The following is a 13369-nucleotide window of genomic DNA, read 5'->3' on the forward strand; positions in this document are numbered from 1 at the left end:
CTTTGACTTTCCTAAAATCAAAGTATGCAACGACGATTATCCGATTATTTAATAATCTCTCTTAAAGGTGTGGCTATGGGTGCTGCTGATGTTGTTCCAGGAGTTTCTGGTGGAACAATTGCTTTTATTTCTGGTATTTACGAAGAGTTAATTACCGCTTTAAACAACATTAACGTTTCTTTATTTAAAACGTTAAAAACCCATGGTTTTAAAACTGCATGGTATCAATTAAATGGTAACTTTTTACTAGCACTTTTTACAGGAATAGGTATAAGCGTTTTATCTCTGGCCAAAATTTTAAAGTGGGTTTTAGAGCATCATCCTATACTTATTTGGGCATTCTTCTTTGGTTTGGTATTAGCGAGTATTTTGTTTGTTGGCAAACAGATAAAAAAATGGAATGTGCCAGTGATTCTAGGGTTGGCTCTAGGAGCGATAGCTGCATATTATATTACCACTATTCCTTCAATGAGCGCATCAAATTCAAGTTGGTTTTTATTTTTGGCAGGTGCTTTAGCCATTTGCGCCATGATTTTACCAGGAATATCAGGGGCTTTTATTTTGGTTTTACTAGGGGCGTACAAACCCATACTAGAAGCTGTTGACGCTTTAAATATTAAAACCATTGCCATAGTGGGTTGTGGTGCCATTATTGGACTTCTGTCTTTTTCAAAATTACTGAAATGGCTTTTCAAACACTATGAAAACCTTACTCTTGCAATTCTTACCGGTTTTATTATAGGTTCATTAAATAAGATTTGGCCTTGGAAAAAAGTTATCTCTTACCGTAAAGACTCACATGGTAATCAAGTGCCTTTTTTAGAAGAAAGCATATCTCCTTTTTCTTATCAAGGAGAAAACTTCTTTGTATACGCTTTAATTTTAATGATTGTTGGTTTTTTAACTATTTTTATTCTTGAAAAATTAGGCTCTAAAAAACAATAATGCAAAGTACCAGAACCTTTAATGACAAGCTTTTTCTAGTATTAAAAGGACTAGGTATGGGTGCGGCCAACAAGGTGCCTGGAGTTTCTGGTGGTGTGGTTGCCTTTGTTGCAGGATTTTATCAAGAGTTTATCTATTCTCTAAAAAAAGTAAATGGAAAAGCGTTTAAACTTTTAATTAATGGAAGGTTTAAGAGTTTCTTTAATTATATCAATGGTCGTTTTCTGGGATTGCTTTTCCTAGGTATGATAATAAGCTACTTTAGTGTTTCAAAAATTCTAGACTATCTTATTTTACACTACGAGCTTTATGTTTGGAGTGTTTTCTTCGGAATGATTGTTGGCTCCATATACTATATTAATAAAGATTTTAACGACTGGAATAGCAAAACAATAATTTCATTATTTTTAGGTATTATCGTGGGGTTAGGTATTAGTTTTCTAAATCCAGCAAAAGAAAACGACAATTTGTTTTTTGTATTCTTTTGTGGTATCATCAGTGTTTCGGGAATGACACTTCCTGGTTTTTCTGGCTCGTTTATTCTGATTTTATTAGGAAACTACGTGCTTCTTTTAGTTGATTCAGTGAATGCACTTTATGATACGATAGCTGATATTTTCAGTGGGAATTTTGATTTTATTTATGATCAAGTTCGTATCAGGATGTTAAAGGTTTTGGCAGTTTTTACTTTAGGTTCAGTTACTGGTCTTGTTACCTTTTCTCATGTATTAAGTTATATTTTAGAACATTATAAAAGTATTACCACAACATCAATTATAGGTTTCATTATCGGTTCTTTAGGTGTAGTATGGCCATGGAAAAAAACCATTTATAAACATTTGGGAAATGGCGAATTCATGCTAGATTCAAGAGGAGAAAAAATTGTAGAGAACTATAAACGTTACTTGCCAGAACTGTCTGCAGAAACCTATTATGCCATTGGCTTTATAATTTTAGGTTTGGTAATTGTAGTTGCGCTCGAAATCTATGGTCAAAAACAGAAAAAGCATGCATAAATTAGGTCTTTTAGGTAAAAATATATCATATTCATTTTCTAGAAACTACTTTAAAAATAAATTCAAAAAAGAAAACATTACTGGCGTAAGCTATGACAATTTTGACATAGAAAGCATCTCGTCATTCCCTGAAATTATAAATAAAACGGAGGGATTAAAAGGCTTAAATGTAACTATTCCCTATAAAGAAGCCGTTATACCATATTTACACAAGCTAAATAAAAAAGCAAAGGCTATTGGTGCAGTAAACACCATAAAGATTACAAAAAAAGGAAAACTAGTTGGTTATAACACAGATTGCTATGGTTTTATAAACTCACTTAAACCTTTTTTAAAAAAACATCATAAAAAAGCCTTAATCCTTGGAACTGGAGGTGCCAGTAAAGCTGTAGTGTACACTTTACGGGAAAGAGGTATTACATGTCATTATGTATCAAGAATGGCTAAAAAAAATGTAAAATTCACATACGATGATTTGAATGATGAGATTATTTCCAAATATCAAATCATAGTAAACTGTTCCCCTGTCGGCACTTTTCCTAATATAGAAAACTGCCCAAAAATTCCTTATGAAGCCATTACAGAAAAACATATTTTATTCGATTTAATCTATAATCCAGAAGAAACAACTTTTTTACGCTTGGGCAAACAAAAAGGTGCTACTGCCATCAACGGACTCAATATGCTAGAACGACAAGCTGAAAAAGCGTGGTCCATCTGGAACCTAAATAAATAAGCATTTAACAAATTAAAACAGCTTTCCTTTTTTTGTAAATACTTTTGTTGTTAGTATCTTTAAGCAAAAGAGTACGAACCCTAAACATTTATTAAAAATGTCTGAGCCAGATAACCTGCAAGAAGCAGATGGAAAAAAAGAGAAAGCTGAAGCTACCGAAGCTGCAAAAATTAGTGAAACAAACATAGATTCGGATACTAATTATTCTGAAACAGAAATAACTGAAAATTCTCCAGAAGAAGCAGCAAAAGAGAAGGAAGAAAATGGTATTGATGAAATTGAAGAGTCAAATGCCGAAGATGCGGAAGATGAAGGCAACAAGGAGCGTCATACTATAGAATTCAAGGAGTATGATAAAATGTCCTTGGAAGCGCTTGCCATCGAATTAGAAAAGCTTTTAAATAGGGAAAAAGTTCAGGCTATAAAGCGTCATGTTGATGCCATAAAACATGAATTTAATGCAAAGTTTAATGCACTTATTGATGAGAAAAAAGCCGATTTTTTAAATGACGGCGGAAATGAAATAGACTTCTACTACTCTAGTCCAGTCCAAAAACGTTTCAAATCAGCTTACAGAGACTACCGCAATAAACTAAATGAACACTACAAAAATATAGAACAAAACCTTAAACAAAACCTTCAAAAAAAGCTAGAAATCATTGAGGAGTTAAAAGGGCTGATTAATGTTGAAGAAAATATCAATACAACGTATAAACACTTTAAAGAATTACAGGAACGTTGGAGAAATACAGGTCCCATTCCAAGGGATAAATACAATAATGCATGGAATAGTTACCATCACCATGTTGAAATATTTTATGACTTTTTACACTTAAACAGGGATTTACGTGACTTAGATTTCAAGCATAATTTAGAAAAAAAACTAAAAATCATAGAACGTGCCGAAGAGCTAGCTACCTATGATGATGCCATGCTTGCTTTTAGGGAGTTACAAGAGTTGCATAAAATGTGGAAAGAAGAGCTGGGACCGGTAGGAAAGGAACATCGTGAAGAGATTTGGGACCGGTTTAAAGCGGCTACTAAGGTTATTAACGAAAAAAAGCAGCTTTTCTTCAAGGAAAAAGATAAAATTTACGAAAAGAACCTTGAGCAAAAGGAGGAAATCATTTCTGCGATTACAGCAATTGCCGAAAAACCCACTAACTCTCACGGAGGTTGGCAAAAGAAAATAAGAGAAATAGAAACCTTAAGAGAGGGATTCTTCAACGCTGGCAAAGTGCCAATTAAAGTAAATGAAGCTACTTGGGCTAAGTTTAAAGAGGCCGTTAGAAATTTCAATAGAAAAAAGAATGCCTTTTATAAAGAACTTAAAAAAGAGCAGTACGCCAACCTTCAAAAGAAAAGAGAACTTGTAAAAATTGCAGAGGACAACAAGGACAGTGAAGATTTCGATGCCACTACCCCTTTGATGAAAAAAATTCAGAGCGATTGGAAAAAAATTGGACATGTTCCTAGGAAAGACAGTGACAAAATCTGGAAGCAATTTAAAGCGGCTTGCAATTATTATTTTGACAGAATACATTCCAAGAGAAACGAAGCTAATAAGGTATTTATTGAAGCTTTCAATAAAAAACAAGAACTACTTGATGCCTTAAAGAGTTTAGAGCTATCAAAGGACAAAGACAAAGATTTAGCAACAATTAAAGAACATGTAAATACTTGGAAAAGTATTGGAAAAGTGCCAAATGACAAGCGCTTTATTGAAGGTAAATTTAACAAAGCGGTGGACGAATTATTTTCTAAGCTTAAGATTGATAAAAATGAAGCTGAAATTATAAAGTTTGAAACCAAGCTTGAAACATTACATAATAACGACGATGACAATAGGAGTTTAGACAACGAACGCTCATTTATTAGAAAGAAAATTGATGAAGTAAAGAGTCAAATCAATCAATTAGAGAATAATTTGCAGTTTTTTACAAATGTTGATGACGATAATCCACTGGTAAAAGATGTAAATACGAACATAGCTAGACACAAAAAAGAGCTAGAACTTTGGAAAACTAAATTGAAAAAAATTAAGAAGATGTACTAAAATACATCTGTAATAAAAACAAAAGGCATGATTTTAAAATCATGCCTTTTTTAATTAATTATTTCCCTTTTCATTTATCTCATGGCAGTACCAGAAACACTTACTACCGGTCCTGTTCCCATAGTAATCGCAGAATGATCTGCAGCATTGTTTGGCACCATATGGGCTAATGGTTTTAAAGCAAACGGTGCAGGACTATTATCTGGCCATGGCTCAACAGAAATCACTACTGTTCTTCCTTTTAAATCAGTAGGAAAAAATATTACTCCAGCAGCAGATCCCATAAGAAAATCTTCTCCAGGATAGCCTGGACCGTTACCAACGGCGCCTTTAAAAGGTGAAGTTGCTGCATTGTTATCTGCCATTGCTGGATTTGTAAATGTTCCTGTGGAAACAGGAGTACCATCAAAAACCACCCAGCCTTCATATTGCCATCCCGCAGAAAGTGTAGGTAAATTTAATCCAGTAGCAGGACTTCCGCTTGAGTTATCTAAAAACCATACACCACTGGTTTCATTAGACATGTCTGAGTCTGTTGGAGTTGCTAAAATATAAGTTCCTGAAGCTGATGAAAAATCGGCTACTATTCCATCTGAATTTAATGTAGCGCTGCTTCCTGAAAAATCACCAACTAAGACTTTTGTATCTGCTGGTGCAGGGTCTGGATCAATAGCAGGCTCAATAGAAAGTACAAATCTAGTGGCATTGTTTAGTTGATCAGACTCTACTGAAAAAACCTGTGCACTAGATACATCAGAAAACGTACCTGTTGAAACTGGGGCGCCATTAACTATAATCCACCCTTCATAAACGTAATCATCACCCAAAGCTTCTAAGCCTTGTAAATTTAATGTAAGATTTGAAGTAGAAGATCCTGTATTGTCGTCATCATTACTACAAGAGGTAGTAAAACATCCCATTGCCAATAAGGCTAAAATCATTTTTTTAATCATTGCTATAATTTTTTGTTTGTTATTTAAATCAAAATTATAGCATGGGAAGATGATAAAATGTTAGCTAGCTAACATTAAGCGGTTTTTTTATAGATTCTTATCTCTTTTCTAGAAAACTCAATGACACTCTCTTCCTTAAGCTCATTCAAAAGGATATTTAATGTTGGCCTAGAAGTGCCAATTAATGAAGCAATATCTTTTTGTGTGTATGGATGATTGATGATTTCATCTCCTGTTTTTTCACAATCATATCCATAGTCCGTACATAACTCATGTAAAAATTCTAAAAGGCGTGTTTTTGTATCTTTAAACAAAAGTAGTTGAAGTCTGCGCTCTAATTTTTTAAGTTTAAACCCTATAAATTTATAAACCTTAAAACTGAAGGTTTGGTTATCACGCATGAGGTTATGCATGGTCTTAACACCAATGGGGCAAATACTTGTGGTATTGTCAATAGACATTGCGAATTCTTCGCGCTTTGATTCTCCAAGAATTGCAGTTTCGCCAAACAACTCCCCTCTAGTCAATATTGCTTTTACTACTTCTTCCCCATCATCGTTGTAATATCCTAGCTTAACTTTTCCTTTTTCAATCAAGTAAACTTTATTGGCTGAATCTTCCTCAAAGTAGATATAATCTTGTTTTTTGTAGGCGTCAAAATCATGATTAACTTTATAGGCCTTAAATTTATGTGGACACAAAATTTTGAAAAGGTTGGTATCTTCAAAAAACCAAAGGGACTTCATTGTTTACGCTTTTTTGTTCTTAAAAGGTCGCAAACGGGCATGGTTACTTACAGTTAAGTCATAAAAAAACCTCCAGTTTTGGAGGTTGATATCTTATTCTTCTTCATCGCTTGAGGTGTCTTCTTCTTCAAGCAAGTTTAACATGTCGTGCTTCTGCAACAAATTATACCATTGTATTACCTTTTTTATATCGCTGGGATAAACTCTATCTTCATCATAATCAGGCAATACATCAAAAAAGTATTCTTCAAGTTTATCTTTACCATCTTTTGGGCCAACGCTAGATGGCTGGCTGTTTTCCTTTTCTCTAATTTTATCTAATACTTTATACAATGGTACTTCTTCTGTAAGGGTATATATTGCTATTTCACTTAATACACTTACGTTATTTTGTAAACTGATAGATAATCGTTTACCATTTATTAAAGATTCTGCCACAAAACCACCTCGGGTTTGTGTTACTAATTTATAAAGTCCGGGTTTTCCCGAAATGGCCAAAACTTTTTCTAAGCCCATAAATAATTTTGTTTTTAGAGAGGCGCAAATATCATATTTTTAAAATCCATTGCAAAAATTATCGCTTCTTTTTTTGATTGACAAACCGCATTCTGTAATCTACATTTATCTTCCCTTTAGATATATTGGAAAGCTTGCCTTTTATCAGTCTCTTTTTAAAACTGGATAATTTATCGGTGAATAAAACACCTTCAATATGATCGTATTCGTGTTGAATTACACGAGCTATCAATCCATTAAATGTTTCGGTATGCTTTGTAAAATTCTCATCATAATATTCAATAGTAACTTTAGGTTGCCTAAATACGTATTCTCGAACATCCGGAATGCTCAAACACCCTTCGTTAAACACCCATTCATCTCCTTGTTCCTCTAAAATAGTGGCATTAATAAACACACGCTTAAAATCCTTAAGACTGTTTCTTTCTTCTTCTGACAGCTCTTCATCTTCAGCAAAAGGCGAAGTGTCAACCAAAAACAAACGAATAGGCAGTCCTATTTGCGGTGCTGCCAGCCCTACTCCCAAAGCGTTATACATGGTTTCAAACATATTATCCAGCAACTCGTTTAAATTTGGATAATCTTTAGATATTTCTATCCCTTTCTTCTTTAAAACAGGGTCGCCATAAGCTACAATTGGTAAAATCATTGTCCGGATTAAATTATTTTCGCAAAAATACGACACTTACATCGTAAAATAGTCTATCGAGCAAAAAATCTATTTAGAATATAAATAACTTTGAAGAATTAAAGTAGCACTAATTTCATCAACCAGAGCTTTATTTTTTCTTTGGTTCTTTTTAAGTCCGCTATCAATCATGGTTTGAAAAGCCATTTTTGATGTAAAACGTTCATCTACTCTTTTAATAGGAATTTTTGGAAAGGTTTTTTTAAGTTTTTCTAAAAAAGGCAAAATAAGTACCTCACTTTCAGAAGGTGTATTATCAAGTTGTTTTGGTTCTCCTACCAAAAACAATTCAACATTTTCTTTGAGTAGATAATCTTTCAAAAAAACAATAAGCTCCTTACTGGCTACAGTAGTTAATCCAGAAGCAATTATCTGCAACTCATCAGTAATGGCAATTCCTGTTCTTACTTTTCCATAATCAATCGCTAAAATTCTGCCCATACTTTAATTTTATGCAAAAGTAATTCTTTAAAATAAAAAAGACTGCCTTTTCAGACAGCCTTCTTTGTGTTTAACCTTATTATTAAATTTGAATACTTAATCGTTTTTTAAGATAATTTTCTTTTGTTGATTTTAGGAAATACTAATTTGATGTTATCAACTTTTCTTTCTCTGTTTAAGAAAATTCTAATATCACTACTTCTAGCAATCGTTTCTTTAATTTTTACAGTATCTATAATTACTGTAGCCTCAGTAGCTTCAGAAACAGTAATCTCAGTGTCTACTTTATCAGTCTTAACATCATTCTGAGCACTTAACGCTGAGAAAGAGAATAATAAGATGAATAAGATGTAAAAATTTGTTTTCATGATTTGGGTTGTTTCATTTGTTTCAACGGTTCAAATATATATCCATCCTAACGCTTAGCTACAATAAATTAGTTGTACCTCACTGAATTTTCGATTATTAGAAAATCGGAGAAGTTCTATCGATGAATAGTGGAAGTGCTTGATTTTAACGATGAAATACACGAAAAATGTATTTCATCTGCAAAAAATAATTCTTCAAAGGGAAAAAGTGTGATGAAACGCTAAAAAATATTCAAAAATGGTGGTTAATTTTTCAAAATAATTAAAGGGTATAAATACATCTGTTTTAGGCATTAGATAGTATATTTGCCCAAAATATTGATACTAATGACAGAATTACAACAAACTATAGAAAATGCTTGGGAGAACCGAGAGCTTTTAAAGGACACCAAAACAACTAACGCTATTAGAAATGTAGTCTCTCTTTTAGATAAGGGGGAATTAAGAGTTGCAGAGCCTATAGAAGGTGGATGGCAGGTAAACGAATGGGTGAAAAAAGCTGTTGTTTTATATTTTCCTATTCAAAAAATGGAAACCTTGGAAGCGGGTATTTTTGAGTATCACGATAAAATTCCCTTAAAGAAAAATTTTGCCGAAAGAGGCATTCGCGTTGTACCCAATGCTGTTGCAAGACATGGTGCTTATATTTCTGCCGGTACTATCTTAATGCCAAGTTACGTAAATATAGGAGCTTATGTTGATGAAGGTACAATGGTAGATACTTGGGCCACCGTAGGTAGCTGTGCGCAAATTGGCAAAAATGTGCATTTATCAGGTGGTGTTGGTATTGGCGGTGTACTTGAGCCATTACAAGCTGCTCCTGTTATTATAGAAGATAATGCTTTTATTGGATCGCGCTGTATCGTTGTTGAAGGTGTAAGAGTAGAAACTGAAGCTGTTTTAGGCGCTGGTGTAGTGTTAACCATGAGTACAAAAATTATTGATGTTACAGGAGAAGAGCCAAAAGAATATAGAGGTGTTGTACCTGCGCGTTCAGTGGTAATTCCAGGTAGTTATAGCAAAGAATTCCCGTCTGGTAGTTATAATGTGCCATGTGCCTTAATTATTGGAAAACGCAAAGAAAGTACCAATAAAAAAACATCGCTTAATGACGCTCTAAGAGAGCATAATGTGGCGGTATAAGGTATAAATTTGAAAAACAAGCTAAATTCCAAATTCCAAAAGTTAAAAATGGAATTTGGAATTTTTTATTTGTAATTTCATCAGCGGTATGAAGATTTTGGTTATACAACAAAAAATGATTGGAGATGTGCTCACCAGTAGTATTCTTTTTTCTTTATTGCGCGAGTCTTTTCCTAATGCCAAATTGCACTATTTAATTAACTCACACACACTTCCTGTTGTAGAAAACCATCCTGATATTGATAATTTTCAAATCATCACACCTAACATAGAAAAAAGTAGTGCACTGTTTTTTTCCTTTCTAAAGAAGATACAAAAGGAAAATTACAATGTTGTAATTGATGTATATTCTACCTTTTCCAGTAATTTGATAACGCTATTTAGTGGTGCGAAAACAAAAATATCTAAACACAAATGGTATACCTCATTTTTATATACGCATACGTTTGAGGAGAGTAAAGTTCCTGTTTCAAATGCTGGCTTAGCTATAGAGAATAGGGTTAAACTCTTACAACCTTTGGGTATAAAAGAAATCTTAGAATATCCACAACCAAAAATATATCTAAAAAAGGATGAGATAGAAGCGGCAAAAAAGATGTTTTTGGAGTTCAAGATTAATTTGTCATCACCATTATTTATGATGAGCATATTGGGGAGTGATGAAACAAAAACATATCCACTACAATATATGGCAGAATTGATTGATTTTATAGTGGCTGAAACGAAAGGCGCACTGTTATTTAATTATATTCCTAATCAAATTGAAGATGTAAAAAAAATAATAGGCCTCTGTAAATCTAAAACCAAAAATCATATCCATTTACATGTATTTGGAAAAGATCTTAGGGAATTTATAGCTTTAACCAGTCATTGTAATGCTTTAATAGGAAATGAAGGCGGCGCTATAAATATGGCAAAAGCCATTAATAAACCTACTTTTTCAATTTTTTCACCATGGATTTTAAAAGAAGCATGGAACATCTTTGAAGATGGAACAAGAAATGATTCTATCCATTTAAAAGACGTGAAACCAGAACTATTTAAAGACACAAGCCCAAAACAGATTAAAAAACGATATCAAAAATTATACGATATATTTACTCCAGAAATGATAAAACCTAAACTTAAAGCGTTTTTACGTTCTATTTTGTAATACCGTATTTTGTTCGTTTTATTTTGTTCTTTTTTGTTTCGGCTCTAATCTGTTTGTTTTTTGCAATCATTTCAGGCTTAACATAACCTCTTTCATGGTCAAGATGCAAACAAATTGCAGAATATCTAATTTGTTTTGCTTTTATACCTGCATTAAATAATCGTTCTCCAAGCTCTCTATCCTCGCCCCCATATTGCATGCGCTCGTCATATCCATTGGCCTTAATAATGTCTTTTTTCCAGCCTGAAGCATTATGCCCATTCCATGTTGCAGCTGTTGGTGTAAAATTATTAAGCGCAGCTTCTTTTATGCCACTGGAAGTAATTTTATTATTTTTAAAAGAAGATTTAAGTCCATTCTTTTTTAACCACTGGATATCAAAACAGGTTTGTTGCTCAATATCCTCTTTAGTTATCATTTCACTAATGCTCATAGGTAACTTAAAATACCCTCCTGATAAAAAATAACCTTTCTGTCTTTTATTAAAATGAACCTCCAAAAAGTCACTTCTGGCGATACAATCACCATCCGTATACACTAAATAATCTGCTTTTGCAGCTACTGTAGCTTTATTTAAAATGATGGTTTTTTGAAATCCGTTATCAGGATGCCATACATGATTTATGGGATAATCTACTTTAGACGCGATATTTGTGATTAATGATTTGGTATCATCGGTAGAACCGTCATCGGCAATTACTACTTCAAAATTTTTATAGGTTTGAAACTGGTAACTCCATAATACTTTTTCCAGCCACTGGGGCATATTATAGGTACTTATAATTACTGAAATATCAATTGCGCTCATTGCTTCAAAAATAACTATTTTTATCAAAATTTTAAGGGCAATAATGATTAAACTATCTGGCGTTATAATTACATTCAATGAAGAACGAAACATTGAGAGATGCCTAGAATCTTTGGTGAATGTAGTAGATGAGATTGTTGTTGTAGATTCGTTTTCAACAGATAGAACCAAAGTGATTTGTGAAAAATTTAATGTCAAATTCGTGGAGCAAAAATTTTTAGGATATATTGAACAGAAGAATTTTGCACTTTCGGAAGCATCTTACGATTATGTTGTGTCTTTAGATGGAGATGAAGCACTTTCGGAAGCACTTCAAAAATCTATCATTTCATTGAAATCGAATTGGAAAAATGATGGCTATTTCTGCAATAGGTTCAATAATTTTTGTGGGCAATGGATAAAATATTCCGATTGGTATCCTAATAAAAAACTAAGGGTTTTTGATAGAAGAAAAGGCGAATGGCAAGGAATAAACCCACACGATAATGTGCGTTTATTAAATAAAAATGTTAAAGCAGGATTTTTAAAAGGTGATATATTGCACTGGACTTACCAGAACTACTCTGAATTTAATAATAAAACAGAATATTTCTCAACAATTGCGGCAAAAGCATATTTTGATAAAGGAAAAAAATCAAACTATTTTAAAATGACCTTTAACCCTACTTGGGCATTTTTTAAAGCTTATTTTTTACGCCTTGGCATTCTGGATGGCATAAATGGATTGGTGATTTGTGCACAAACCGCAAATATTACTTTCTTGAAATACACAAAACTCTGGGAGCTACAGAGAAGAAAAGAATCATCTTAAAAAATAACCGTCAATAGTTTTGGAGCAATTCTCCCATGTGTATGGCATTACATATTGACGAATATCTTCTGTAATATTAAAGGCTTTTTCAATTAAAGGTACTACATCTTCGTACGTAGCATCTAAATCAAATAAATAGCCATTTTTACCATGTTTAATTAAATCAGGCGCAAATCCCGTTTTTGATGCAACTGGCACACAATTGGACATCATTGCTTCTAAAATAGGCACTGGCCCGCCTTCTAATAAAGAGGGAGAAACAAATACATCTAATTTATTGTATAAATCGGGATAGCTTTCATAAGGCAAATTATTATGATACACAAAATTTGGTAGGTCTTTCAGCTCATCGTACCTATTATAATCTTCCCAATTTCTGCCTATCATATGGAAGGTTCTTTTGGGCATATTTTTAATAATATCAAATATCAAATCAGGATTCTTTCTTTCCCCAAAGTTTGAGCAAAATCCAATATCACCGTTTCCTCTTTCATGTAAATAAAATAGTTTTGAAGACGTACCAATGTGCAATACTTCAAGCAGCTCTGCTTTTACACCGCACGTGATTAAATATGCCTTAACATCAGAATTTAAACAAATAATAACATCGGCTTTGTTTAAACACCAAACCACATGTGTTTTTGAGTATTTTTTTGACCAATTAGGATGCGTAAACATCACTACATTTCGTTTCTTAAGGATACTAGGCGTACTCCTAATACAACGACAAAAATAGTTTTGATAAATGTAAAAATAGCCATCTGCATTTGGCAAATCTCTTAATTTATTATGATAATGCGTTACAGCATTTAGTGAAGAATATCTTGAAAGTCGCCTAACCTTAGCGCCAAAAATCCAGTCTTTATCTTTCTCCCGTGCTACATAAACTACTTTATCCATTCCGTCCGAAGTGCAGTGGAATTTTGACTTAAACATAGCTATCAAATATTTCCACTTGTGGACAATCGCAAAATAAAGTTGTTCTCCCA

The 13369-nt window shown here is 33.1% G+C and carries 15 protein-coding genes; 7 read left to right on the forward strand and 8 right to left on the reverse strand.

Annotated features, from left to right (window positions below; translation table 11 throughout):
* Positions 1 to 24 precede the first annotated feature (24 nt).
* The 4 genes from AC1B0Z_RS04430 (at position 25) to AC1B0Z_RS04445 (ending at position 4753) form a co-directional block, all read left to right on the forward strand.
* A complete protein-coding gene (locus AC1B0Z_RS04430) occupies positions 25 to 945 on the forward strand; it encodes a polyprenyl-phosphate transporter (RefSeq protein ID WP_483794345.1) in 921 nt (306 codons plus the stop codon).
* Positions 945 to 1961: a DUF368 domain-containing protein gene (locus AC1B0Z_RS04435; RefSeq protein ID WP_483794346.1), complete on the forward strand. Its 1017-nt coding sequence runs from the start codon at positions 945 to 947 to the stop codon at positions 1959 to 1961. The genes AC1B0Z_RS04430 and AC1B0Z_RS04435 overlap by 1 nt, the downstream gene beginning before the upstream one ends.
* The gene (locus tag AC1B0Z_RS04440) at positions 1954 to 2697 is read left to right on the forward strand and encodes a shikimate dehydrogenase family protein (RefSeq protein WP_483794347.1); all 744 of its coding nucleotides are present in this window, start codon (positions 1954 to 1956) and stop codon (positions 2695 to 2697) included. The genes AC1B0Z_RS04435 and AC1B0Z_RS04440 overlap by 8 nt, the downstream gene beginning before the upstream one ends.
* A gap of 97 nt (positions 2698 to 2794) precedes the next feature.
* Positions 2795 to 4753 (forward strand): DUF349 domain-containing protein, encoded by a 1959-nt coding sequence (locus AC1B0Z_RS04445; RefSeq protein WP_483794348.1) that lies wholly within the window; start codon positions 2795 to 2797, stop codon positions 4751 to 4753.
* 74 nt (positions 4754 to 4827) lie between these two features.
* Here AC1B0Z_RS04445 and AC1B0Z_RS04450 read toward each other — a convergent pair whose 3' ends face one another.
* The 6 genes from AC1B0Z_RS04450 to AC1B0Z_RS04475 all read right to left on the reverse strand — a co-directional run bounded on the left by AC1B0Z_RS04450 (position 4828) and on the right by AC1B0Z_RS04475 (position 8465).
* Entirely contained in the window at positions 4828 to 5706 is an 879-nt protein-coding gene (locus AC1B0Z_RS04450) for an anti-sigma factor (protein WP_483794349.1), read from the reverse strand.
* Between the two features lie 74 nt (positions 5707 to 5780).
* Positions 5781 to 6452, reverse strand: coding sequence for a Crp/Fnr family transcriptional regulator (locus AC1B0Z_RS04455; protein WP_483794350.1), 672 nt, complete (start codon positions 6450 to 6452; stop codon positions 5781 to 5783).
* 93 nt (positions 6453 to 6545) lie between these two features.
* Positions 6546 to 6968 carry a DUF5606 family protein gene (locus AC1B0Z_RS04460; RefSeq protein WP_483794351.1) on the reverse strand — a complete coding sequence of 141 codons (423 nt, stop codon included), beginning with the start codon at positions 6966 to 6968 and terminating at the stop codon, positions 6546 to 6548.
* Between the two features lie 58 nt (positions 6969 to 7026).
* Complete coding sequence (gene def / locus AC1B0Z_RS04465; protein ID WP_483794352.1) at positions 7027 to 7617, reverse strand: peptide deformylase; 591 nt, start codon at positions 7615 to 7617, stop codon at positions 7027 to 7029.
* A 69-nt stretch (positions 7618 to 7686) separates the two neighbouring features.
* The gene (ruvX, locus tag AC1B0Z_RS04470; protein ID WP_483794353.1) at positions 7687 to 8097 is read right to left on the reverse strand and encodes a Holliday junction resolvase RuvX; all 411 of its coding nucleotides are present in this window, start codon (positions 8095 to 8097) and stop codon (positions 7687 to 7689) included.
* Positions 8098 to 8204: 107 nt separating this feature from the next.
* Positions 8205 to 8465, reverse strand: coding sequence for a hypothetical protein (locus tag AC1B0Z_RS04475; RefSeq protein ID WP_483794354.1), 261 nt, complete (start codon positions 8463 to 8465; stop codon positions 8205 to 8207).
* Between the two features lie 327 nt (positions 8466 to 8792).
* Here AC1B0Z_RS04475 and AC1B0Z_RS04480 point away from each other — a divergent pair, with 327 nt between their 5' ends.
* Together AC1B0Z_RS04480 and AC1B0Z_RS04485 are read left to right on the forward strand one after the other, a co-directional pair.
* Entirely contained in the window at positions 8793 to 9608 is an 816-nt protein-coding gene (locus AC1B0Z_RS04480; protein ID WP_483794355.1) for a 2,3,4,5-tetrahydropyridine-2,6-dicarboxylate N-succinyltransferase, read from the forward strand.
* 88 nt (positions 9609 to 9696) lie between these two features.
* Positions 9697 to 10761, forward strand: a complete 1065-nt coding sequence (locus AC1B0Z_RS04485; protein ID WP_483794356.1) for a glycosyltransferase family 9 protein — start codon at positions 9697 to 9699, stop codon at positions 10759 to 10761.
* Here the strand turns inward: AC1B0Z_RS04485 and AC1B0Z_RS04490 are convergent.
* Positions 10751 to 11569, reverse strand: a complete 819-nt coding sequence (locus tag AC1B0Z_RS04490) for a glycosyltransferase family 2 protein (protein ID WP_483795241.1) — start codon at positions 11567 to 11569, stop codon at positions 10751 to 10753. The genes AC1B0Z_RS04485 and AC1B0Z_RS04490 overlap by 11 nt on opposite strands.
* 43 nt (positions 11570 to 11612) lie before the next feature.
* Here AC1B0Z_RS04490 and AC1B0Z_RS04495 point away from each other — a divergent pair, with 43 nt between their 5' ends.
* Positions 11613 to 12380 (forward strand): glycosyltransferase family 2 protein, encoded by a 768-nt coding sequence (locus AC1B0Z_RS04495; RefSeq protein ID WP_483794357.1) that lies wholly within the window; start codon positions 11613 to 11615, stop codon positions 12378 to 12380.
* On the opposite strand, the gene AC1B0Z_RS04500 is transcribed toward AC1B0Z_RS04495, so the two are convergent.
* Positions 12372 to 13316, reverse strand: coding sequence for a glycosyltransferase family 4 protein (locus AC1B0Z_RS04500; RefSeq protein ID WP_483794358.1), 945 nt, complete (start codon positions 13314 to 13316; stop codon positions 12372 to 12374). The two genes, AC1B0Z_RS04495 and AC1B0Z_RS04500, sit on opposite strands and share 9 nt — an antisense overlap.
* Between the last annotated feature and the right edge of the window lie 53 nt (positions 13317 to 13369).

It is taken from the genome of Hyunsoonleella sp. J2K-J805 (assembly GCF_057167125.1).